The organism is Pseudoalteromonas gelatinilytica, from assembly GCF_001641615.1.
Taxonomy (GTDB): domain Bacteria; phylum Pseudomonadota; class Gammaproteobacteria; order Enterobacterales; family Alteromonadaceae; genus Pseudoalteromonas; species Pseudoalteromonas gelatinilytica.
The window spans coordinates 225,052-248,887 of the sequence record NZ_LRRU01000020.1 but is presented as its reverse complement, the minus strand read 5'-3'; the positions used below and the strand labels follow the sequence as shown (position 1 = coordinate 248,887).

Below are 23,836 nucleotides of genomic sequence, written 5' to 3'. Positions count from 1 at the left end.
AATTACTTATCTGGTCAAACCTCTCGAATAGTATTTGTTCATTTATCGCTTATTTTCATAGCGAATTCAAGTATGTTTAAAGCAAGATCACAAAAATTTCAACAATTTTCGATAATCTTTCGTTAGCAAATTTTTGCCAACTTTCATTAAACCATGTACATCGCGCCATTTACGTGCAATGTTTCGCCTGATACATACGCAGCAGCGTCAGATGCTAAATAACATACTGCAGCAGCGATTTCTTCAGGTTGACCTAAACGTCCTGCTGGTACATTTGCAAGCGTAGCCGCTTTTTGCTCATCAGTCAGCTCATCGGTCATATCGGTTTGAATAAAACCCGGTGCAACAACGTTCACTGTGATGCCACGTGAAGCAACTTCGCGAGCTAATGACTTAGTAAAACCAATTACACCCGCTTTCGCAGCAGCATAGTTAGCTTGACCCGCATTACCCATAGTGCCCACTACAGAACCAATATTAATGATACGGCCATTTTTCTTTTTCATCATAGGTCGTAATACAGCCTTAGATAAACGGAAAATTGAACTTAAGTTAGTGTCGATGATGTCATCCCACTCACCGTCTTTCATACGCATTAATAGGTTATCGCGAGTGATACCCGCATTGTTAACTAATACGTCGATATCGCCTAAATCAGCCTTGATCGCAGCAAGTGTCGCCTCAATCGACTCAGGATCGGTTACGTTAAGAGCATAACCTTTACCGTTATCACCTAAGTATTCACTGATTTTAGCAGCACCAGATTCACTTGTTGCAGTACCCGCTACTTTTGCACCTTGTGCAACTAGCGTGTTTGCAATCGCTTTACCAATACCACGGCTTGCACCAGTGATTAGGACAACCTTGCCCTCAAGAGAAAATAAATTTGTCATTCTATTCCTACTTATTTCGCTTCATCAATCGTAGCTTGCGTACTAACCGCAGCGCATACCATTGCTTTATCAATTCGTTTAGCAAGACCCGTTAAAACTTTACCTGGGCCAAACTCGTAGCTTTGTGTAATACCTTGTGCAACCAATGCTTGTACTGTTTCAGTCCAGCGTACTGGGCTGTAAAGTTGGCGTACTAATGCATCTTTAATTGCTTCGCTTGATTGCTCAGCTTTTACATCAACGTTGTTGATTACATCACACTTAGGTGTATTAAATGTTAAAGTTGCTAAATCAGCAGCTAATTTTTCAGCAGCTGGTTTCATTAGTTCACAGTGAGAAGGAACGCTAACCGCAAGTGGTAATGCACGTTTAGCACCAGCTTCTTTACATGCTTCTGATGCACGCTCAACTGCCGCTTTGTGGCCAGCAATAACAACTTGGCCTGGTGAGTTGTAGTTTACTGGTGAAACAACTTCACCATTTGCTGATGCGTCACAGGCTGCTTTAATTTCGTCGTCACCTAAGCCGATGATTGCAGCCATAGAACCAACACCCGCAGGTACTGCTTCTTGCATATATAAACCACGATTTTCAACAAGTTTAACTGCTTCGCTTAAGCTTACAACGCCAGCACAAACTAATGCTGAATACTCGCCTAAACTGTGACCAGCCATAACAACATCGGCATCAGGGTTTGCGTCTAACCATTGACGGTAAATAGCAACACTAGCAGTAAGAAGTGCTGGTTGTGTACGATGGGTTTGATTTAATTCTTCTTCTGGACCATTTAGTACAAGCGCAGCGAGATCATAGCCAAGAGCTTCAGATGCTTCAGCGAATGTTGCTTTAGCAATCTGTGAATCAGCTAATAGTTCAGATAACATGCCCACAGCTTGTGAGCCTTGACCTGGAAATACGAGTGCAATTTTATGTGCCATACTTTGCTCTTATAATTAAACAAAAAAATTTTCTGTAGCAGGCAGCATAACAAGTTTTAGATATGCTGCACTACTTTGTTGTTGGATGTGTTTGCTCAAAAATCGCAGCGATTTTTTCAGGGAGTTGGCGTTCGACTTCCCGCGCGGCTTCATCAATAGCAGCATGAAACGCCTTCGCAGAGGCATTACCATGGCTTTTAACAACAATACCGCGCAATCCTACCAGACTTGCGCCGTTATACTGGTCGGGGTTCACCCGCTTGTAGAGTTTTTTTATCACTGGGCGTAATAAAAACGCTAAACTTTTGTATAAGAAATGTTTGTGTAAGGCTTTGGTGAGTTTATGCATGATGAGTTTGGCAATACCTTCACAGGTTTTCAATGCCACATTACCTACAAATCCTTCGCACACTATAACATCGGCTTTACCACTGAAAATATCACTACCTTCACTATAACCTGTGTAGTTGAGATATTTACACTGCTGCATTAACTGTGCAGCTTGTTTGATTCCTTCATGCCCTTTGATGTCTTCAGAGCCAATATTTAATAAACTTACTTTTGGATTATCGCACCCAAGTGCCTGCCCTGCTACCACAGACCCCATAATGCCAAATTGATAAAGAGTTTGTGCATCACAGTGCACATTGGCGCCTAAATCTAATAAATAGACAGGGTTTTTACGTTCGGTTGGAACAGCAGAAATAAGTGCAGGACGTTTTACGCCTGGAAGCATCTTTAATACATAATGCGCCATAAAAAATAACGCGCCGGTATTACCTGAGCTTACACACGCTTGCGCTTCACCCGATTTAACTAAATCGAGGGCAACTCGCATTGATGAATCTTTTTTAGAACGAACAGCAGAAGCAGGCTCACACGCATTAGTGACAACTTCGCTACAATGGCGAATTATTAAACGAGGATGAGAAACAGAATCGAGTGCTTCGAGTTCTTTCAGGATAACTTGCTGATTACCACATAAGATGAGTCTTAAGTTGGTATTAGCATTGACCGCTTTCACGGCAGCGGGGATAGATGAACGGGGGCCGTAATCGCCCCCCATCATATCTAACGCTATGGTTAGATTGGTCAGCATATAGCAATCTCTTAGTTAGAAATTACTTTAACGCCTTTGTAGTAACCGTCAGCAGTTACGTGGTGACGACGGTGAGTCTCACCAGAAACTTGATCTACAGTTAAAGTTGGACCACTGATCGCATCGTGTGAACGGCGCATGCCGCGTCTTGCACGAGACTTTTTGCTTTTTTGTACAGCCATTAGTCTTCTCCTAAGAATCTTTCTTAAGTTGTTTCAAAATATCAAATGGATTTGGTTTGTCATCTTTTGCTGCTAATTTACCAAAGCTGCTAGGCTCTGATGAATAACTGCACGAGGCTTCGTTGTGTGTAGGCACTATTGGAATAGCTAAAATCAATTCGTCTTCGATTAACTCAAATACGTTGATTTCACCGTTTTCGTCCAGTTCTACTTCATCGTAACCTGCAGGAAGATGATCTGACTCTGCATCCAAACCGACTGGCGAATACACAAAGTCTTGATCCAAATCCAACCCTAAATCACCATTACAGCGTTGACAAGTAACAGTTACATGTGTTGATAAGTTACCACTTATCACTACCAAACCTTGCTCATCAATTTTGCAATGAATCTTTACCGCTATTTCACCTACTTCCTCCTGCACAACTTGCTCTAAACGAGAAAGTTTTTCAAGCGGAACAATACCGTCATAAGATAAACGATGTTGTGCTGCTTTGCTGGGATGAAGAGTGATGGGAATTTTCACCTTTTGCATAGGGGCTGCATCATATAGATAGTTAGTAAGTTAGTCAAAGTAAAAAACCATTTTTAGTAGGTTTTTAACGATCTTCTGCTTTGTTTTCGGATTCATTGTGGCTTATCCTTGGCAAAATACAATTTTCATCCAGAATTTTTTATGAAACCAACACTTATATTAGCGTCAAGCTCGCCATTTAGACAGCAATTATTAACTAAGTTCAACCTACCGTTTCAAAGTTTCTCTCCAGATATTGATGAATCTCCCCTTGTTGATGAAACACCTGAGCAATTAGTAACGCGATTAAGCGAACAAAAAGCGCGTGTAGCTACTAAGCACTTTCATGAAGGTTTAGTAATAGGTTCAGATCAGGTTGCGGTTTTCAACAACACAATATTAGGAAAACCACACACTAAAGAGAACGCCGTGGCTCAGTTATCTTCGTTTAGTGGCCACACGGTCACCTTTTTAACGGGTTTAAGCGTCTTTGATATTCAAAGCGATAAAGCGATTACCACCTTGGTGCCATTTGATGTGACATTTAAAACACTTACCCTTGAGCAGATCAATGCTTATTGCGATGCTGAGCAGCCCTACAATTGTGCAGGCAGCTTTAAAAGTGAAGGACTCGGGATATGTTTATTCGAAAAGCTCAGTGGCGATGACCCAAATACATTGATTGGCCTGCCACTGATCACATTAACTAAAGTACTGGCTGAGTTTGGTGTTGATGTGTTGACGCAGCAAGGGGCGTAGTTAAAACTTGTAATAGATGTTGGTACGAATCAACAACACATAACGGCGTATGCTGTTGCAGCTGCGCCGTACTATGGGCTCCAAAACTCACACCAATACAGGCAATTCCTGCAGCATTAGCCATAGCCATATCGAGTTGGCTGTCACCAATCATCACAGCATCGCATTGAGCGATGCCCTGCTCACGTAAAATTTGCTCGAGCATATCTGGAGATGGCTTCGACTCAGCATCATCTGAACATTTTACATTCAAAAAGTACTTCCCAAGGCCTGACTCATTAAGAAGTCTATCGATACCTTCACGCCCTTTACCGGTAGCCACTGCCAATTGCATGCCTGCATCACTTAACTTCTTTAAAACGGATTCTACATCTTTAAATAAAGGTGTAGGTGTAACATCTAACTCACGGTACTGTGCTTTGTAACCTGCAACGAGTTCATCATTTAAATGTAAATGCGCCGGAAAAAGTACTTCAGTCGCTTTTGCTAACGACAAACCTATCACATCTTTCGCTTGTTGCTCTGTTGGAACAGGAATACCTAAGTCTCGCGCAGTATTTCGCAAGCAGGTAACAATTTTTGGCACAGAGTCCATCACTGTGCCATCCCAATCAAAAATAACTAGCTTAAACTTGTTCATTATCAGCACGTAGCTTTTTGATACAGTTTTGAAGTGCATTATCTAATGGCGCTTCAACATGCATAGTCGTTTCGTTTTTAGGGTGCATAAAACGTAGATCGTGAGCATGTAAAAACAAACGATTTAAACCTGTCAGCTTGTTTACGTATTGATCAAACTCCGCAACACCGTATTTATCATCACACGCAATTGGATGGCCTTTACATTGTGTATGTACGCGAATTTGGTGTGTACGCCCTGTTACCGGAGATGCTTGCACTAATGAACATTCTGCATATCGCTCAAGCACCCGAAAACGTGTGTGCGAAGGTTTACCTTCGGTGTTATCAACCCTCACAACACGCTCACCTGATTTTAAGGTGTTTTTACGAAGTCCTTCGGTGACATTTTTCGTTTTAGCATCCCATTGGCCATCGACTAATGCCCAATAGTTTTTCTCCATGGTTTTTTCACGTAACTGCTTATGTAAATCAGTCAGCACTGAACGACGTTTAGAAATGAGCAGACAACCCGATGTATCGCGGTCTAAACGGTGCACAAGCTCTAAGCTACGCTCTTCAGGACGAAGAACGCGAAGCGCCTCAATTAAGCCATAACTTAAACCACTGCCACCATGAACAGCCATACCTGAGGGCTTATTTATCACCATCAAATACTTATCTTCGAATAAAATGGCCTCTTCAAGTTGTTTCACTTTATCTAATTGCTTAGGAACAAACTCTTCTTTTTCTGCCACTTTAATTGGTGGAATACGAATCACATCATTTAGTTGTAGTTTGTATACAGGTTTTATGCGTTTTTTATTTACTCGCACTTCGCCTTTACGAAGGATTTTATAAACTGCACTTTTAGGCACACCTTTTAGGTGAGTAATAAGAAAGTTATCAATACGTTGACCTAGATGGTCTTCACCAATGGTAACAAATGAAACTTGTAAGCCGGTTTTTTCTGACATTGCCTAATCACTGATTTAAGTAAATAATTTAGTTGCTAACGCGGTTGTAATAGTGGGATAATCACCATCGCGAACATAAAGTTTGCAAGTAACAACGGTGCTTTTATCACATTAATACATTCGTGAAGCATATTCTGGGTTGCCGATCATACAGATCCGCGCTAAGTTTTCCAAAGCTTTTATAACTACCCAGCCAACACGAGCGTTCAATTATCGGCGATGCGCGTAATATATTGCCTGAATAATTTGAGCACGAATGTTGATTAATGAACATAAAAAGCAATTGAACAAGATAAATTGACTGATAGTGACGACGTAGCAACGTCATTCAGAAGCAGCTGTTGTAGCAAGACATTGAATAAAAATTTGAACATGGTCGACTTCGGGACAGAACTCGTAAATTAAAACCGCAGACATCGCGGCAGTTTTGACACCAAATGAATTTAATAACGTGACAACATGTTATTGTCAGCCACACTTAGTGATGCTCAATGTAAGAAACAACTTCAGGTTTTGACTTTAACCAGTCGTGAGACTGCACAAAAATAACCGTCAGAAACCACTGAACAGACGAGTTTATATCGTCATGTCAGCGACAGAATTAGTAGAGTAACAATATGAAACGTATGCTAATCAATGCGACGCAGCAAGAAGAAATGCGCGTTGCACTGGTTGATGGCCAGCGCCTGTATGATTTAGACATAGAGAGCCCAGGTCACGAACAAAAAAAAGCAAATATTTACAAGGGTAAAATTACCCGTATCGAACCGTCATTAGAAGCAGCCTTTGTTGATTACGGCGCTGAAAGACACGGTTTCCTTCCTCTTAAAGAAATAGCTCGCACCTACTTCCCACAAGGCTATACATTCCAAGGTCGTCCAAATATTCGTGACGTGATCAAAGAAGGCCAAGAAGTCATCGTGCAAGTTGATAAAGAAGAGCGTGGCCAAAAAGGCGCTGCGTTAACGACTTTTATCAGCGTTGCAGGTAGCTATTTAGTACTTATGCCTAACAATCCTCGTGCCGGTGGTATTTCTCGCCGTATCGAAGGTGATGAGCGTACTGAACTTAAAGAAGCACTAAGCCGTTTAGAACTACCTAAAGGCATGGGCTTAATTGTTCGTACAGCGGGTGTTGGTAAATCATTTGAAGAGCTAGAGTACGACTTAAAAGCACTATTAGTGCATTGGCAAGCTATTCAGCAAGCAGCTGACAGCGGCCCTGCTCCGTTCTTAATTCACCAAGAAAGTAACGTTATTTTCCGTGCTATTCGTGACTATTTACGTCGCGATATTGGTGAAATTTTAATTGATAAAGCACGTGTATTTGAAGAAGCGAAAGCGCACATTGAGCGTTTCCGTCCAGACTTCATGAACCGCGTTAAGCTGTATCAGGGCGATGTACCACTATTCACCCACTACCAAATTGAAAGCCAAATTGAGTCTGCTTTCCAACGTGAAGTTCGCTTGCCATCGGGTGGTTCAATTGTTATTGACCCAACTGAAGCGTTAACGTCTATCGATATCAACTCATCTAAAGCCACTAAAGGCGGTGATATCGAAGAAACAGCACTTAATACGAACTTAGAAGCAGCAGACGAAATTGCCCGTCAATTACGTTTACGTGACTTAGGTGGTCTTATTGTTATCGATTTCATCGATATGACACCACCACGTCATCAACGTGAAGTTGAGAACCGTTTAAAAGACGCTGCGCGCCCAGACCGTGCACGTGTTCAAATCGGTAAGATTTCGCGCTTTGGTCTACTTGAGATGTCACGCCAACGCTTACGCCCATCATTAGGTGAAGCAAGCCAAGGCCCATGTCCTCGTTGTAATGGTCAAGGTACAATTCGTTCTAACGAATCAATTGCACTGTCTATCCTGCGTTTAATCGAAGAAGAAGCAATTAAAGACAATACGTCACAAGTTAATGCACAAGTACCTGTTGCTGTTGCAGCTTACCTATTAAACGAAAAGCGTCGTAGCGTTCAACGTATCGAAAAACGCCATAATGTTGATGTAGTAATCATTCCTAATCAGCATATGGAAACTCCGCATTACGAAGTTCTGCGCTTACGTAAAGACGAAACAATCGAAACAGTCAGCTACGAGCAAGTTATTGCGCCTGAGCCAGAAGCATTTGAAATGGCTAAAGCACCTTCTGCACCAGTTCGCGAAGAACCAGTTCTTAAGGGTGTCGTAATGCCGACCACACCTGCCCCTCAAGCTGCACCAAAAGCTGAGCAAGCGGCTCCTGCTGCTAAGAAATCAGAAGGTGGTTTATTCGCTGCAATTGGTAAGTTCTTTAAATCGTTATTCGGCGCTGCTGAAGACGAGTCAGAGAAAGAACAAGAAGAGAAAAAAGCAGCGCAAAAACGTAGCAATAACCGTCGCAACAATGACAACCGTCGTCGTAGCAACAACCAGCGCCGTCGTAATTCTCGTAACAAACGTCCTGAAGATACACAGGCTAAAGAAGAAAACACTAACACTTCTGCACCTGAGCAAAAAGACACAAACGAGAACCGTAACAAGCGTCGTCGTAATTCTAACAACAGAAAGCGTAATGAAAAGCGCACTGATGATGTAGAACAAACGACAAAAGAAACTGTTCAAGAAACTCAATCAGAGCAACCGAAGGAAACTAAACCTAAGGTTCGTCGTCAACGTCGTAACTTACGCAAGAAAGTACGTGTACAAGACGAAAATGCTGATGAAACAAATGCAGTACAAACAGCAGAAACAGCTGAGCAAGCGCCTAAAGCTGAAAAACCAGCAAAGCCTGCAAAAGAAACTGTAGAACTTGAGACTGAACAAACTGAGCAAGCAGCGGCTGAAGTACAAGTAAAAGCTGAACCTGTAAACGTGCATGCTGATGCCGAAGTTATTGAGCAAGCTGAATCTGTAGAAGTGTCTGCTGATGAAGAACAAGCACAGCCTCGCACTCGCTCTCGTCGTTCACCTCGTCATTTACGTGCTGCTGGTCAACGCCGTCGTCGTCCAGAGCAAGATGAAAAATCGAGTGATGCCAAGTCTGATACACCAGCATTCATCCCAGTTGCTGATCAAGCAGCTGCTGAATATGAAGCTGAGTTAAAGGCAAAACAAGCTCAAGCAGAAGTATCTGTACAAGCTGAAGAGCCAGTACAAGCTGAAGAGCCAGTACAAGCTGAAGAGCCAGTACAAGCTGAAGAGCCAGTACAAGCTGAAGAGCCAGTGCAAGCTGAAGAGCCAGTACAAGCTGAAGAGCCAGTGCAAGCTGAAGAGCCAGTACAAGCTGAAGAGCCAGTACAAGCTGAAGAGCCTGTACAAGCTGAAGAGCCAGTACAAGCTGAAGAGCCTGTAAAAGCTGAAGAGCCAGTACAAGCTGAAGAGCCAGTGCAAGCTGAAGAGCCAGTGCAAGCTGAAGAGCCAGTGCAAGCTGAAGAGCCAGTACAAGCTAAAGAGCCAGTACAAGCTGAAGAACCTGTTCAAGCTGAAGAGCCTGTTCAAGCTGAAGAGCCAGTGCAAGCTGAAGAGCCAGTGCAAGCTGAAGAGCCAGTGCAAGCTGAAAAGCCTGTTGCCGCTGTAGAACCTGCTAAAAATGAAAAAACAGTTTTAGTAAAAGGTTCAGCAAGCGCTGCGATGGCAAAACCAGCACCGGTTGCAGACAGTGAGCCAGAGCCAACACCAGCGGCTATGGCGCATGACAAGCGTACAGCTATTCCAGATAGCGGCCTTCGTGCAGGTTCAATTAAACCTGCTGGCAGAGCCCGTGCTGATATGGCAAAAACCTTAGCGGCTGATTAATTTAGTCGCTTAATAAAAAAGCCGCGTTTATAACGCGGCTTTTTTGTGTGTAATGCTTTTAAATAACAACCTGTTGAGTACCTAGGTGATTGGCATAGCCGCCCACAAGAACCTTATAAACACCCTGCTCATCCGAATAAACACTGGCAGAAATATGTGAACTGCATCCCATTGCTCGGCCTTGTTCAAACTTGAAATGTTTTTCTTGCTGTACAAATACGTGTTTTGATAAATAGCATGCAAGCGCACCACTGGCACTACCGGTTGCTGATTCTTCAGGTATTCCAACCAAAGGCGCAAAGTTACGACAACTCGCAGTAAGCTCACTTTGCTCTTCACATAATTCGAAGGCATGCACACCTATCACGTTATGCTGTAGGCAGAACTCGCTAAGCGCCACTTCATCGATAGTGATTTTATCTAAGTAGCCATTCGGCACAGCAACAATAATATCCGGCAATCCTGTAGTTATTACATCGATTGGCAAGCCTGTTTTTGCCAGTGTTGTTTCATCAAGCCCTAGTAAGCCTGCAAGGTCGTCATAAGCAAAGTTGCCAAGGTACTTTGGCAAGGCTTGCTCCATGGTAACTTGCCCATCTGCGGCAATTGTTACGCCTAACAAGCCCGCTTTTGTTCGCTGTGTGTAATAACCTGGTTTTAATAACCCCTGTTCAAAGAGCGTAGCAAACACCGCTAGGGTTGCGTGGCCACAAAAATCAACTTCTTCAGTTGTCGTAAAAAATGACACAGCAAAATCAACTTCATGATCTTGCGCAACAAATGCGGTTTCTGAAAAGCCAATTTCTTTTGCAATCGTCAGTTTTTCTGCGTTTGTGAGTTTATCTGCATTCAACACAACACCTGCTGGGTTGCCCCCTGTATTATTTGCACTAAACGAGTTAACTAAAAATGCGGTTATTGTCATTATTGTATGCCTTGGTTTAAGTTAAATTCATAAAACAACATGCCATTTTCCTTAGATGCTTGCTTTTCAAAAGCCAACTTTTTTAAAAGTTTAATTGATGGTGTATTTGATTCATCAACACCAGCAATGAGCTTATGCCATTGTGACTGAGTACCAGCGAGGTTTATAAATCCCTGCAATAACTCAAATGCAAGACCCTGCCCCCAATATTGCTCAGCTAACAAATAACCAATAAGAGCATCATGGTTTTCAGTATAGATAAATAAAAGCCCAACAACTTCTTGATGTTGAGATTGCAGCATTAATAAGCGGCACTCGTTAAGCATGTTAGCCAGCCACTTTTCAGCAGCAGCAATAGAATCTATCCCCTGAAAATAACCAGGTAAGTTTGCAACTACAGCAGGGGTTAATATCGTTGGCAAGGCAATCGTTAATTGATGATGCTCAACCATTGACGAGCTTGCGTCTATTTCAATCACATTTAATCTTTTCGTAGTGAAAGATAAATTCATTTTTCATCACCCAGAAAAGCATTAGTTAAGCCATTTATTTGAAACAATTAAGATTGCAACACTAACGCTTATTACAGCAAATAAAAGACCGATAATCAGTTGCTGATATGCAATGAAAATCGAAAATCCAATAGCAGCACCGATACAAAAAATTAGCCCAGTATTAGCTTTGTTACGTTTTATCATGGTCGTGTCCCTTATTTAGCTGTTGCTTTATTCCTAGTACTCATTTTTTACATTACTTCTGCCCTGAATATCCATGTTGCTGCAAGGCAAAATTATTAAATGAAGTTACTTTTCTATGACCTCTAGTTCATCGTATTCATATTTAGAAATCTTTATTGCATAGGCTTTACTGCGCCACTTACTTCTCGACTCAGCGGATACATTTGCATGATCTAGCGTTGTTTTAATCATAAGTAAGAATGAATCATCATGTTCTACAAAACTAACGTATTGCCAGCCTTTGGATTTTGGTAATTCAAATAAGGCTGGAACTTCGTAAAGATCGCCTGTATTTACTGATATGAATAACCTAGCATTTGGGCAAGTTTGATATTCACCATCACATTCAGTCTGCGACTCCCAGCTTTGAATGACCCTAATTTGCGGGAAAGATTTATTCTTATAAAGCACTTCCATAGAAGAAAATATAAAGCTAAGTTCAGTATTAGACAGCTTCTGAACCGATTTAGCCTGACAGCCTGACGCAAGCATTAACAACACTAGAATCTTGTACTTCATATAATCAACCTTGTTATTCGGTATTCATTACTGTTTCGGTAAGTCAGGGTCGAGCTTCCCGCCTTCGTTGATATATGTGCTGTCCTTTATCAATTCCGACAAGTACTCAGCATAACCTTTTAACTCAGGATCAGTCACCGATTTCAATGCTGTTTCCAAATCGTCCCAGTAACTTACAGTTTTATTTTGCTCTGCAAACTGCTTTGAGTAGTTCGTCGCCAAATAAAGGTATTCAAGTCGTTTATATCCATCTAAATCTCCATTTAGGGCATGTTGAATCTCTTGAAATGCTCTAGCTCGATAGCTATTTGCCTTATTAAGGTTACCTAAAGACTGCTGCCAACGAGCAAGGATTCTTAGCAACTTATTTTTAAAAAATTCATCTTTTTCGCGAAGTGCGTATGTTTGCTCGAGCAAAGCTAACTTTTGCTCGAGAGTTGGCTTCGAAATGTGTTGAGACGCAAGAAATTCCGTTATTCTCTCAATTTCTGCGGGTTTAAGTTCGTCAAAATCACCAATTAAAGCTATAAAACCCGATGTCTCGCAAAACCAAATGCCATTTCTATCCGTATGCGGCCAAAACACCTGATCGTATTTTGATGGCCAGCTGTAAATATAACCACCATAGCTTGCAGGCTCAGCAACCGCACATTTTGCACCCTTAACGATTGGGTCATCTACTTCTACCTCTCCCCACGTTGTTGAGTTAGCAAAAGATGATAAAACCAATAAAGCCACTGATAACTTTTTTTTCATAAAAACTCTCTTATAAACATCTTTAAAAATTAGATATGTTGTTACATCTTCACGATATTCACTAGAACGTTTCAAAATCAGTTAAGGGGTTATAATTGTCATTTTAATTTTCTGCTGGTTGGTTTTATGGATGAATTACCACTTGCCTACGGCCTCCCGAGGACATGCATTTTTTATCTCTGTGACAAGTTTTCTTTGCTGAGCCGTCGGTTCACCTTCAACATTCGCTACCTCATCGACGAGATAACAAATTGAAGCTGCTTGCTCTTTTGTTACTTTATCTAAGCATCGCTCAATTACTTTGTGAGGTTTATCGTAAACGTCGCTAGTATGCCCTAATAAATGCGCACTTGAGCGTAATAAATCAGTTGCTTCTTTCATAGTTAAATGAAATTCGCTGTTAAAAAGCGATAAGATTTTTTCTTTTTGTTCTTTACTCATTTCACCGTCTACTTTGGCTACTGCGACCATATATAACGCAGCTACATCCATGGGTGAATCTAACTTAAATGCAGGATTTAAATCATGGTGTTTCCTGAATTTACGACGTCGGTACCAGCTAAAAGGATTCAACCAACCAATATCTATTCCCCCTTCTTGAAGTCGATTCAGTAACACCAAAATGGTCACTACAATACCTAAAACACCTAATACAACATGCATAATTTTTCCTTATTTTTATTGCAGTCTATTGTTATTTATATTTTTTAAATTCTTCAACCGTAAAATTACTTTTAAATGTAAAAGCATAGGGTGTGTCGCCGTTATCTCGCAGATATTGCAACCTTTCTAATGCCTCTTGAGGTGTTGGAATATGCTTATCTTCAACCCACCATAAAACATAGCTATCTTCTGATAAGCGCTGAAACCATTCACCTTTTCTGCGCATGAAATCTCTATGATGTGTGCGAAACATAAAATTTTTAAGATCTTCAACGCTTTCCCACACCGACATATTGATTATCATATTCGGATCATCAAACAATTTAATATTGGTGGCATCGCCTGATTCGTCTTTTAATCGCCATACAAAACCTACACTGTTTTCAGCAATACCATTTATTAAATCAAGATTATCAACAAAATCTTTTATTTCTGGGGCATCCAATGGATATTTAGCAAGAGCAATATTTAGTTGGGCAAGTTTCATTTATGACTCTCCTTAGCCATCGGGGGAATTTGTACCTTTAATGTTTTAAAACTAAGCGATACTGAAGGAAAAGAAAAGCATTTTTACGCCTTCCACTATTCGAATTTTTATATTAACCATGCTTAAAACCATCAGTAGATGTTTTACTAAATCAATGATGGCAACTGGAACTACTTTATCTAATCTCCGCCACCGCAATCACCGCCGCCGTCAGAACATGAACTGTCTGATAAACTGAAGCTACTCCCTGTGGAGGAGCTTCCACTTGATGGCGATTTTCTAGAAATGCCTATCCCTAATAACAAAATACCCACGACCAGGGCTGGCCATGCAAAAGCTAAATGATGATCATTAAAAATATTAACAATACCAATCACAATTAAAAATATGGCTAAAACAATCATACTGAATATCCTTTTTCTATTTTGAAGCTGAGAAAATATCGTTGCTAATTTCTCTATAAAAGCAAAGAAAATATTAGAAGTAAATTTTTACTTTAGCTTAGGTAAATCGAGTTGAAATTCTAAAGCTGTAAATTCACCTCTAGTGTAAGGCCCTAAACCGAAATGTATTTATCGTTTGACGCAATGTTTCTTCCTTGTAGTAGTAATAATGTTTTAAAGTACCTAAAACTAAAAAGCCCAGCAACTGCTGGGCTATAAAAAGAGTATTTATCAGCTTATCGCTTAAAACTTAGAGCTTTAAGCTTAAGCAAGATTAACTTTCTTCTTGCTCCATAAAGCGCTGTAGCTGATCTTTAAGATTAGGTGGAATACCTTTGATCACAAGGGTATCGGTTGCTTCGTTATACATTACGCGCTCACCTAAGTGTTTACGTTCAAAGCTCACGCTAACACCGCCGCCCATACCTGAGAACTTCACCATGCTGGTAACTGTTTTCTTATCAACCGGGAACGACTCTTCTAAATCGTAGTTTTGTTCTTGGCAAAAACTTTCAAATGGGCTGTCGTCATTTTTCGATAAGGTTGCAGAAAGTTCTTTCACGTTGGCATCTTCGCCTGTAGTTACGCAATCATTACAATAATCAAATACTTGCTTACGTAGCTCGTCTTTCTCTGACTTGTCGTATTGTTGCTCAGATAAGTAGTCTTCTACGGCATTCAGCATAACTTGGCTTTGCTGTTTAGGGTCAATACCCTCTTCGCAGCCTAAAAAGTCTAAAAAGAAGTCTGCTACTTTACGACCCGCACGGCCTTTTATAAACGACACATAGCGATTATCTTCTGGTTGTGCATCCCACGCTGTTAAATCAACTCGTGCTGCTAATTGCATACGCGAAATATCTAAGTGACGTGATGACGCTAAATCAAGCTCAGAAGTAATAGAGTAATGCTCTTTAATATTGATCATTGCGATTAATAAATAGTCGCTGGCAACATATTGATAATGGCAAAAAACTAAATAACCCGTTTCGTTAAAGGCATACTTATTTAACTCTTCTTTTAATACATTCGTTGCTTGCTCTGTCATGTGCCAAAAGCCAAGTTCGTCGTTACGGTAGCTTTGCATAGCCGAAGCAACGATGCTGTTTTTCTCGCCGTTGAAAGCACAGTAACCTTTACCCGGTTTACCATTATAAGCATGGTGTAACTGCTCGATAAAAACGGCTACTTTATCATTAACAACCATCTCATCATTGCGTAAATGAATTTCTGTATCGTCATCTTTTTTGTCTACATAATGAACGACTAATTTTTTAACATCTATTGTCATCTTTGTTTTTCACGCCTCTGGTGTTAAAATACGGGAATATAACTCTTTTTATTGAACCAACTGATGCCTATCATATCAAAATATTCTAATGAGCAAGTAGAACAAATCGTTGATCAGCTGATTGATGTACTAACAGAGCACAAAGCGCCTGTTGATTTAAGCCTTATGTGTTTAGGAAATTCTATCACGCATATTTTAAAAGAGCATGTACCATCAGAGAAAAGACAAGCTGTTGCCGACAACTTTGCAAAAGCATTAGCACAGTCGGTTAAATAAGATTTATGAATTTATCGCAACAAAGTCAGTTTTCTTCAAAAGTAAGTCAGCTTTTAAGTTGGGGCCATTGGTTCACCTTTGCAAACATAGGTTTAGTGCTATTTATTAGCTTAAGCTACTTGGTTGCAGACAGTGCACCGACTACCTTCATGGGCTATGTATACATGCTCGTGACCTGGTTAAGTCACACCAGCTTTATTACTTTTATTGCCTTTGTTTTAACGATATTTCCATTAAGCTTAGTGTTTCCATACCCTCGGCATATCCGAGGGATGGCCGCTATTATTGCCACCCTTGGGGCATCATTGTTAACGCTTGATGCCTATGTGTATTTCAACTTGGGTTATCACTTAAATACATCTGCCCTGCCCGAAATTGTTTCTTTATTGTGGCACCGCTTAACTAGCTCACCTGCATTAACAACGATTCTCGCTGGCGGCATTGTGCTGCTAATTTTAGCGTTCCAATTATTAGTCAGTAATTACACGTGGCACCACTTAGCGCGCTTAAAGCAATATAAGTTCCCGCGTTATGCAACTAGCACTATTTTATTGTGCTTTGCACTTAGCCACAGTATTCATATTTGGGCTGATGCTAATTTAAAATTTGATATCACAAAACAAGATAACGTATTGCCTTTGTCATACCCTACAACGGCAAAAAGCTTATTAGCTAAAAACGATTTGCTTGATATCGAAAGTTATAAAGAAGCACACGATGTCAGACTAGACCCACATAATATTGATTACTTAGCACCCACTCCACTTGCTGAATGTAAAGCTGAGTCAAGTGCCACGATTGATATTTTAGTGTTTGAAAACAATGCAGCTCTTGAGCAATTTGTTGCTACTGAACCTGCGCTACGTAAAACTGATTTGTTCTTACAACCAGTTGAAGCCGAAGACACCTTATTTAGCATAGTGTATGGCCTACCAGCATTTTACAAAGCACCTATTTTAGATAAGCAGCAACTGCCTGTTTGGCTTGCAGATAATCGTTCAATTCAAATTAATGGCTTTGAACAATTTGAATTTATAAATAACGACGACGCAAATCCTGCTGTACGTCTTGTACGTGCAGACGCAACAACAAAAGCGCGCGGATCTGCCAATGCCGTGTTTGCCTTTAGCCTTGCTAAACAAAGCAACGGTATTGTTACAGCCTCACGTTTATACAGCTCAGATAAAAAAGTTGTGCAAACCGAAGGCCTTATTCAGCCAAGCGATATTATCGCCACCAGCGTTGGCCATTATTTAGGCTGCAAAACCCTTGCTAAACAAAGCATGTTAGGCAGTAACTTATACAAGCGCCACGACGACACAGGTGTTAATTACTCGCAAAATGTGTTCATCGCATTTAAAAAAGACAGAATTACCCTGATTGATTCAGATGGTAACTTTAAAAACATTTCAGCAGCACAAGGCTTTGCCATTGAACAAGGGCTCGATATTCCGTTCTTAGTGCAAAGCATTAAAAAGCTGAAGCGATATACGCCCTAGCTCTTATTGATAAATCATTATTTCGAGCTAGCTTTAGATATTAGACACCTTATTTGATTAGGAGACACGGACGTCATGAAAGCCATAATCATTTATCTAATATCAATAGTTCTACTTTGTTTTACTAACACCTCAAACGCTGCCAGCACAGAATACTATAAATGTGTCACAGACAGAGGCACGGTATTTAGTGAGTTCCCCTGTGGTAGCCGTGCTACCAAACATAAAATTCAAGTAACCGACCCAGACTTACAAGCACCGCAAAACTTTGTTAAAGAGCTCAACGAGCTTGAGCGCCAGCAAATTATCAGAAACCTCGAAGCTGAAATACGTAGCTATAAGTATCGTTTAGATATTTTAAGCCGCGAACGCGATAGAGCCCAATATCAACAAGAACAGCGCTTAAATCGAATTTTATCTGACAAAGAAGCTAAGCAAATTAGTAAAGACATCAACAAGCAACTTAAAGCGATTAATAAGCAATACGGGCGCGACGTGAAAAGCGTTAATAAAAAACTCGCAAATCTTGAGAAAAAACTCGCTCGCTATAATTAAATGCACTTTACTATTGGGTTTGAAGAATAAATAACATATTCTTAACACCAATAGAGTTATTGCTCTATATCGTTATGATTGGCAGAAGGAGTTTATATGCAGCCACAACACATTGCAGAATTAATTTTATCTGGGTTTCGCAATCACTATAAACTCTTTCAAGCGATTACCGCCAAAGCTCCCTCAGCGTTTGCACAGCGTGATTGGCAAAAGATTAATGAGATAAGTAAGCTAAGAATTAGCCATTACGATGATCGGGTTAACGAAACCATTGCTAAGCTCAAATCGCTTAATGAACAGCAAATTATTACCTTAGACCAAACCTGCTGGCTCGAAACCAAACAGCTCTATCAGCAATTTTTGCGTTTTCACCCTCAAGCAGAACTTGCCGAAACCTTTTACAACTCTGTTTTTTGTCGTTTATTCCACCGTCGCTATTTTCACAATGACTTTATCTTTGTCAAAGCAACACTTGCAGATGCGCCTGCACTGCCTATGGAGGCAGAGTACCGCAGTTATCACCCCGTTGTTGATGGTTTAAGACCGACCATACGCAAAATTATAAATCAGTTTGATTTTAAAGCGCCCTTTGTTGATTTAGAACGCGATATTCGTTTACTCGTTAAGGCGTTTTATAAACAAGCCCCCGATACACATCATCAAGCATGGCAAATGCGCTTTGATATACTGCAAGCGCCGTTTTATCGTAACAAAGCCGCTTATATTGTTGGTCGCGTGGTGTCAGAAAGTGGTATACAGCCATTTATTATTGCGGTGTTGCATCATGAAGACAAAGGGCTATACCTTGATGCCCTACTTACCAAATCATCGCAAATGCGGGTTATCTTTGGTTTTGCGCGTGCTTACTTTATGGTTGAAACCCATGCGCCATCTGCGTTAGTGCGCTTTTTAAATCAACTTATGCCAAATAAAACACTGGCTGAGCTTTACAACGCAATAGGCTTTCATAAACAAGGTAAGACCGAGTTTTACCGAGAGTTTTTAAGTCATTTAGATCATTCAAATGATCAGCTCGTTATTGCCCCTGGTACACCGGGGATGGTGATGATGGTATTTACCCTGCCTTCGTTTGGCTATGTATTTAAAGTGATTAAAGACACCTTTGGTGAAAGCAAACCTTTTGGCCGTGATACCGTATTAAAACGCTACCAATTAGTAAAAAGCCATGACCGTGTTGGCCGCATGGCCGACACCATAGAGTATTCGAACGTCGTATTTCCACTGGCTCGATTTGATAGTAAATTGCTTGCAGAGTTACATAAAACGATTGGCTCTTCGATGATTATTGAAGGCGAATGGCTAATCATCAAGCATTTGTATATTGAAAGACGCATGACACCGTTAAATCTGTATCTTGAAAATGCCAGTGAGCAACAAGCGTTTGAGGCGATAGAAGAATACGGCCAAGCATTAAAAGAAATGATCGCCGTTAATATTTTCCCAGGCGACATGCTGTTAAAAAACTTTGGGGTAAGTAAACATAATCGCGTTATCTTTTATGACTATGATGAGGTTCAATACCTAACTGACATGAACTTTAGGGCCTTACCAAAAGCCAAGTCGTACGATGATTACTTAACCAATGAGCAAAGCTACTCTGTGGCACCACAAGATGTGTTTCCAGAGCAATTATGTACCTTTGTGACGGCAAACCCGGTGTATAAGCAATACTTATTGAGTACACACCCAGAGCTTGAAGATCCAGCTTATTGGCGACAAGCACAATACAATTATAAGCAAGGTGTAGTTAGCCACATTTATCCATACCCTGCTGCACAACGATTTATCCATTATTGGTAAACACCAAGGACACACAATGAATATAAGTAAAATAGATTTAAACTTACTTGTTTACCTAGATACTTTACTAAGGGAATGTAATGTCACTAAAGCTGCTAACCAGCTAAGCATTACCCAACCTGCCATGAGTAATGGCCTAAAAAGACTCCGTAATTTATTTAACGACCCTATTTTAGTGCGTACCAGTGAAGGTATGGTACCAACGGAGCGTGCAAAAGAGCTTCAGCCGGTGATCCGTGGCATTTTAATGACCCTTGAAGAAACACTTGCCCCAAATCGCGAGTTTGAAGCATCACAAAGTAAACGTGTTTTTCGTATCATGGCCAGTGACTATGCAGCAAGTACCCTTGCCCCACGCTTGTTAAGTAAATTACACGAAGAAGCCCCCGATACCACACTCGATATTTTGACCCCCAGTGATGTCACCTTCCACGACGTAGAAAACGGTAAAGTGGATATGGCTATCAACCGCTTCGAAAACTTACCGCAATCGTTTCACTACAAACAGATTTGGAAAGACAGCTTTTGTTGCCTAGTAAAAGCAGATAACCCAATCATCAAAGAATTTAGCCTAGATAGCTATTTAAAAGCGCGCCATATTTGGGTAAGTAAAACCGGGTTTGGTGTAGGTGTGGGCATGGACCCTAAAGATGTGCAAAAACTAGGTTGGGTCGATGAGGCGCTCGCTCACTTTGGCAAACACCGTAATATTGCCACGTTTACTCGTAATTACCACGTAGCCATTCACTTAGCGAAAGAGCAAAACTTGGTTGCAACGCTGCCTTCAAAAGCGGCGAATATTTATTTAGACGATCCAGGCCTTAAAATTCTTGAGCCGCCATTCCCTATTCCGCCATTTGAGCTAGATATGATTTGGAGCCCGCTATTACATCGTGATGCAAGCCATATTTGGTTACGCCAAAAGGTTGCTGAAGTAGCCGAAGAGCTTAAGTAAGATTTTACCAACCAGATTGTAATTATTGCTGATAGGCCAAGCGTTAACTTAGCTTATCAGCATCCCCCTCCGGTTAAAAATCCATAACCGCATGAAATATAATAACTTTATATTTAAGTAATGAACTGGAATATGCTTTGCAAGTAACTTATTGCATTGTTTTTAATATTCAAAAAGAGGTCATTATGAATACTCATCAAGGACACGACGTTCATCATATTGCAGATATCATTCAAGTTATGAATAGCGGTATCGATTTTTATGAAAAAGCTCAGGAAAAAGTAACCGACCCAAGCATTATTGCCTTATTTCAACGCATGATAGATGCCCGCAAAGTCAGTATCGAGCGCTTACAGCCCTATGCTATTAATGAAACAGGCCACAGAGAAAATGGCTCTGATTTTGCTGTAGAAGCGCGTAAAGCCTATACATCGCTAATTACCAAACTCGGTGCCGACAAAAACGCCACCTATGTTAGCGAACTTGAAGAAGTTGAAGATAAAACACTAGCAGAAATCAAACATGCGCTAAAAAAACCACAACCCCATGATTGTGAAGCCGCGTTATCAAAAACCCTGCTGACAATTCAAAGTTGTCATGCTGAAATGAGTAAAATGAAAAAGCATTAAATTGTGAGAGTGCAAAGCCCAGTTAAGCTGGGCTTTTATCTGTTTATATGAACTGTTTATTTTTTATCTAGATTTAGCCTCTTGGTTGTAACTTCATTAGACATACAACTAGGAATTAATTTACCATTCGAAGTACGTTCTTTGCCGAAGTTCGGCTAAGTGCCAATTACTGTCCATCAAGCACAACTCGTTTTTGCCCCATTTCGTGCTGGAGAAAGTAAATGCGCCCCGTTTAACTTCAAGAGTTTTTCATAGATTTTTTAATACCAAACAACTTTTCGGATACAATCAGTTAAGAGTGCAACTCAGACTAACTTAGTGCGTTGATTTTGCCTTGTAACATTTCGATGGCAAGCTGTAAGTTTTCTTGTCTCTGGTCATCAGCAGCTAAACGCAATACAGCTTGGATGATTGGGTCAACCTGTGTTCGGCCTCCCTCTTCGTGGTAGCGTAACAACCCACACACTTCGATGGTTTTCCATCCTTTACCATGCTTGTCCCCCTTATACCTATAGGTTATTCCAGGCACCAGTGCGGTGATGTGGTCTTCGTACCTATCGTAGTGTGCATGGACGATAGTGTAATTCGATGACCGAGTGGGGAATTTGTTATAAGTAGGGGATTTGGTAATTAACGATGTACCTTTGTATCCATTACATTCTTTACAGGAGACACAGAGGTTCTCTGGGTGAAACATCCACTTATCAAAATTGTTTTTGTGCATGATATGTTCTAAATCCCAATCCCCACCATGCAAGGAAGGTTTGTGAACCTTACAATAAGCACAGCAATATTCTTGCTGTTCGATGTAATGTCGTTTCATTCTAGTTTTGAGTTCTGTCACCGCAGGATCCGCCCATTTTTCATTAGGGGATAAGTTTTTTTCCAACACGCTTGTGATGATCGCTTCGTCATCTTCGTTCAGAACAAAAGGGGTCATAGATACCCTCCTGCCAACAAAGTTGAGCGCATAATTCCCAGTAAGACTCTGACTTTATCGTGTTCTTCCAATTGAGATTCAAAGCTCAATAGCCAATTCGCAGTTATTAACGCTTCTTCGGAAGGGTTTTCTGTCTTACAGACAGAATCCAAGACCTCAATAATTTGAGTAATCAAATATTCATTGTTATTGCCTGGATTATGGAACAACGTCGCCAACTGATAATCTGCAGAGCGCTCTTTATGAGGGCGAGCATCAATTAACTTGCGATTAACCATATCGTACACGCAACTATTTGAAGCGGAGATGTCTGATACAATTAAGGGAGAGTGCGTTGCGATAAGAAAATGGCACCCTTGATAGCCTGAAAATGAGTCCCTAAGAATTTCTACAAACTTCTCTTGCCATTGCGGATGAAGGCTGATTTCAGGTTCATCGATGCAGATCAGTGCATCATCTTCTATAGAAGAAATAATACCCAAAAAGAGCAGGAACAAGCATTGCTCGCCAGAACTACGCTTAGCTAAGCCCGTCAGAGGTACATCTGATATATCAAGATCGTCTACATAATTTGAGGGACTTTTTGTGTGACGAACTGTCTCAAGATTTTCTAGCTCAATAAGTCCAGCCCTAAGCAGCGTTGAAACCACATGACGATCAATGTCAACGCCAGAAAAGATCTCTTCGTGTTTTCTTAAGTGTTTTAATGTAAAAACATTGCGATCTAAAGAAAGAAGGAATTCTGGTTCTTTGTAGATTTCTTCACAATATTGGATTAGCCCAAGGATTTCTTCTTGTTCATATTCTTCTAGGGCTTCCTTCAGTATCAGAGCTGTTTTTGGCTGTAATTGTTGGCCATTTTGCAAATTTGTAAAGTCATCGCTAGAAATAGCCACATTAAAACGCAAACGCAATAAACCACCAAAATCGAACTTATGCAGGAAATTTGTTAACGCAACAAGTTTTCTCGTTTCAAATTTTTCATTGCCCAATAATTGTTGAATTGCTTTCGACGCGATACGTGTTGAAGGTGCTTGAAATGGTGAATAAGGTTTAGAACCTACGTAGGCATAAAACCCGTTTTGTTGAATGTCCTTTTTGTTCTTCCATCTTTGTTGGAACTTTTCAAATTGACTCGTTGACGCTGCAATCAATTTTTTTGGTAAAGGAAGGCCGAACCTTTCTCCTAATAGACTCCACTGAGCAGAATATTCATTTACATCACGGACTGCTGTAGCTACGTTAGGCTTGTCGCTATTGAGCAACTGAGAGTACATTTCTTGATAATAAGCACAAGTATCAACTAATAGCTGCGTTTTTCCACACCCATTATTTCCTATTATTACAGTAAAAGCGTTCTCTTCAGTTGAGCCCAAATGCCAAAGCTCATGATTTGCGATGGTATTAACTCTGAATCCCATGTGATTATCCACACTATCCGATTGTATTAATATGGAATTTCTCACATATAAGTTAGTAAGTATAGTTGTTGAGGCATGTTGGCAGTCAATTTTACGTTAGCCATACTTCTAGTTATTCGTCATGAACTAAACTAGTAAAGTCGCTAAC

At 40.6% G+C, this 23,836-nt stretch carries 26 protein-coding genes; 8 read left to right on the top strand and 18 right to left on the bottom strand.

Annotated elements, in window-relative coordinates:
• Positions 1-146: 146 nt before the first annotated feature.
• From fabG to yceD, 5 genes are all read right to left on the bottom strand, one after another.
• Positions 147-893, bottom strand: a complete 747-nt coding sequence (gene fabG / locus NH153_RS14090; protein WP_063704919.1) for a 3-oxoacyl-ACP reductase FabG — start codon at positions 891-893, stop codon at positions 147-149.
• Positions 894-904: 11 nt separating this feature from the next.
• Entirely contained in the window at positions 905-1,831 is a 927-nt protein-coding gene (gene fabD, locus NH153_RS14085; protein ID WP_063704917.1) for an ACP S-malonyltransferase, read from the bottom strand.
• A 70-nt stretch (positions 1,832-1,901) separates the two neighbouring features.
• Complete coding sequence (gene plsX, locus NH153_RS14080; RefSeq protein ID WP_063704915.1) at positions 1,902-2,930, bottom strand: phosphate acyltransferase PlsX; 1,029 nt, start codon at positions 2,928-2,930, stop codon at positions 1,902-1,904.
• Positions 2,931-2,941: 11 nt separating this feature from the next.
• On the bottom strand, positions 2,942-3,112 hold the full coding sequence (rpmF, locus tag NH153_RS14075) for a 50S ribosomal protein L32 (RefSeq protein ID WP_036967969.1): 171 nt from the start codon (positions 3,110-3,112) through the stop codon (positions 2,942-2,944).
• Positions 3,113-3,122: 10 nt separating this feature from the next.
• Positions 3,123-3,647: a 23S rRNA accumulation protein YceD gene (gene yceD / locus NH153_RS14070; protein WP_063704913.1), complete on the bottom strand. Its 525-nt coding sequence runs from the start codon at positions 3,645-3,647 to the stop codon at positions 3,123-3,125.
• 141 nt (positions 3,648-3,788) lie between these two features.
• On the opposite strand from yceD, the gene NH153_RS14065 reads away from it, so the two are divergent.
• Positions 3,789-4,385, top strand: coding sequence for a Maf family protein (locus NH153_RS14065; protein WP_063704910.1), 597 nt, complete (start codon positions 3,789-3,791; stop codon positions 4,383-4,385).
• Here the strand turns inward: NH153_RS14065 and NH153_RS14060 are convergent.
• Positions 4,333-5,025: an HAD family hydrolase gene (locus NH153_RS14060; protein ID WP_063704907.1), complete on the bottom strand. Its 693-nt coding sequence runs from the start codon at positions 5,023-5,025 to the stop codon at positions 4,333-4,335. The two genes, NH153_RS14065 and NH153_RS14060, sit on opposite strands and share 53 nt — an antisense overlap.
• Entirely contained in the window at positions 5,012-5,980 is a 969-nt protein-coding gene (rluC, locus tag NH153_RS14055) for a 23S rRNA pseudouridine(955/2504/2580) synthase RluC (protein WP_063704905.1), read from the bottom strand. Before rluC ends, NH153_RS14060 begins: the two co-directional genes overlap by 14 nt.
• A 617-nt stretch (positions 5,981-6,597) precedes the next feature.
• Here rluC and rne point away from each other — a divergent pair.
• A complete protein-coding gene (gene rne, locus NH153_RS14050) occupies positions 6,598-9,771 on the top strand; it encodes a ribonuclease E (RefSeq protein ID WP_063704903.1) in 3,174 nt (1,057 codons plus the stop codon).
• Positions 9,772-9,829: 58 nt separating this feature from the next.
• Here rne and NH153_RS14045 read toward each other — a convergent pair whose 3' ends face one another.
• From NH153_RS14045 to yejK, 9 genes are all read right to left on the bottom strand, one after another.
• Entirely contained in the window at positions 9,830-10,696 is an 867-nt protein-coding gene (locus NH153_RS14045) for a PhzF family protein (RefSeq protein WP_063704900.1), read from the bottom strand.
• Entirely contained in the window at positions 10,696-11,208 is a 513-nt protein-coding gene (locus NH153_RS14040; RefSeq protein WP_063704898.1) for a GNAT family N-acetyltransferase, read from the bottom strand. Before NH153_RS14040 ends, NH153_RS14045 begins: the two co-directional genes overlap by 1 nt.
• A gap of 21 nt (positions 11,209-11,229) precedes the next feature.
• Entirely contained in the window at positions 11,230-11,394 is a 165-nt protein-coding gene (locus NH153_RS21770) for a hypothetical protein (protein WP_156503645.1), read from the bottom strand.
• A 105-nt stretch (positions 11,395-11,499) separates the two neighbouring features.
• Positions 11,500-11,952: a hypothetical protein gene (locus NH153_RS14035; RefSeq protein WP_063704896.1), complete on the bottom strand. Its 453-nt coding sequence runs from the start codon at positions 11,950-11,952 to the stop codon at positions 11,500-11,502.
• Positions 11,953-11,979: 27 nt separating this feature from the next.
• Positions 11,980-12,708: a hypothetical protein gene (locus NH153_RS14030; RefSeq protein WP_063704893.1), complete on the bottom strand. Its 729-nt coding sequence runs from the start codon at positions 12,706-12,708 to the stop codon at positions 11,980-11,982.
• A 135-nt stretch (positions 12,709-12,843) separates the two neighbouring features.
• Positions 12,844-13,371 carry a tellurite resistance TerB family protein gene (locus NH153_RS14025; RefSeq protein ID WP_063704891.1) on the bottom strand — a complete coding sequence of 176 codons (528 nt, stop codon included), beginning with the start codon at positions 13,369-13,371 and terminating at the stop codon, positions 12,844-12,846.
• A 31-nt stretch (positions 13,372-13,402) separates the two neighbouring features.
• The gene (locus NH153_RS14020; protein ID WP_063704889.1) at positions 13,403-13,858 is read right to left on the bottom strand and encodes a DUF3291 domain-containing protein; all 456 of its coding nucleotides are present in this window, start codon (positions 13,856-13,858) and stop codon (positions 13,403-13,405) included.
• 179 nt (positions 13,859-14,037) lie between these two features.
• On the bottom strand, positions 14,038-14,262 hold the full coding sequence (locus NH153_RS14015) for a hypothetical protein (protein WP_062565251.1): 225 nt from the start codon (positions 14,260-14,262) through the stop codon (positions 14,038-14,040).
• 313 nt (positions 14,263-14,575) lie between these two features.
• On the bottom strand, positions 14,576-15,592 hold the full coding sequence (yejK, locus tag NH153_RS14010) for a nucleoid-associated protein YejK (protein WP_063704888.1): 1,017 nt from the start codon (positions 15,590-15,592) through the stop codon (positions 14,576-14,578).
• Positions 15,593-15,655: 63 nt separating this feature from the next.
• On the opposite strand from yejK, the gene NH153_RS14005 reads away from it, so the two are divergent.
• The 6 genes from NH153_RS14005 to NH153_RS13980 all read left to right on the top strand — a co-directional run bounded on the left by NH153_RS14005 (position 15,656) and on the right by NH153_RS13980 (position 21,327).
• Complete coding sequence (locus tag NH153_RS14005) at positions 15,656-15,868, top strand: YejL family protein (RefSeq protein ID WP_036967930.1); 213 nt, start codon at positions 15,656-15,658, stop codon at positions 15,866-15,868.
• Between the two features lie 5 nt (positions 15,869-15,873).
• Complete coding sequence (locus NH153_RS14000) at positions 15,874-17,367, top strand: DUF3413 domain-containing protein (RefSeq protein WP_063704886.1); 1,494 nt, start codon at positions 15,874-15,876, stop codon at positions 17,365-17,367.
• A gap of 75 nt (positions 17,368-17,442) precedes the next feature.
• On the top strand, positions 17,443-17,922 hold the full coding sequence (locus tag NH153_RS13995; protein WP_063704884.1) for a DUF4124 domain-containing protein: 480 nt from the start codon (positions 17,443-17,445) through the stop codon (positions 17,920-17,922).
• 96 nt (positions 17,923-18,018) lie between these two features.
• Positions 18,019-19,743 carry a bifunctional isocitrate dehydrogenase kinase/phosphatase gene (aceK, locus tag NH153_RS13990; protein ID WP_063704882.1) on the top strand — a complete coding sequence of 575 codons (1,725 nt, stop codon included), beginning with the start codon at positions 18,019-18,021 and terminating at the stop codon, positions 19,741-19,743.
• Positions 19,744-19,759: 16 nt separating this feature from the next.
• Positions 19,760-20,698 (top strand): LysR family transcriptional regulator, encoded by a 939-nt coding sequence (locus tag NH153_RS13985; RefSeq protein WP_063704880.1) that lies wholly within the window; start codon positions 19,760-19,762, stop codon positions 20,696-20,698.
• 185 nt (positions 20,699-20,883) lie between these two features.
• Complete coding sequence (locus tag NH153_RS13980) at positions 20,884-21,327, top strand: ferritin-like domain-containing protein (RefSeq protein ID WP_063704876.1); 444 nt, start codon at positions 20,884-20,886, stop codon at positions 21,325-21,327.
• 310 nt (positions 21,328-21,637) lie between these two features.
• Here NH153_RS13980 and NH153_RS13975 read toward each other — a convergent pair whose 3' ends face one another.
• Positions 21,638-22,267, bottom strand: coding sequence for an HNH endonuclease (locus NH153_RS13975; RefSeq protein ID WP_063704874.1), 630 nt, complete (start codon positions 22,265-22,267; stop codon positions 21,638-21,640).
• Positions 22,264-23,688, bottom strand: coding sequence for an AAA family ATPase (locus NH153_RS13970; protein WP_063704871.1), 1,425 nt, complete (start codon positions 23,686-23,688; stop codon positions 22,264-22,266). Before NH153_RS13970 ends, NH153_RS13975 begins: the two co-directional genes overlap by 4 nt.
• Positions 23,689-23,836 lie beyond the last annotated feature (148 nt).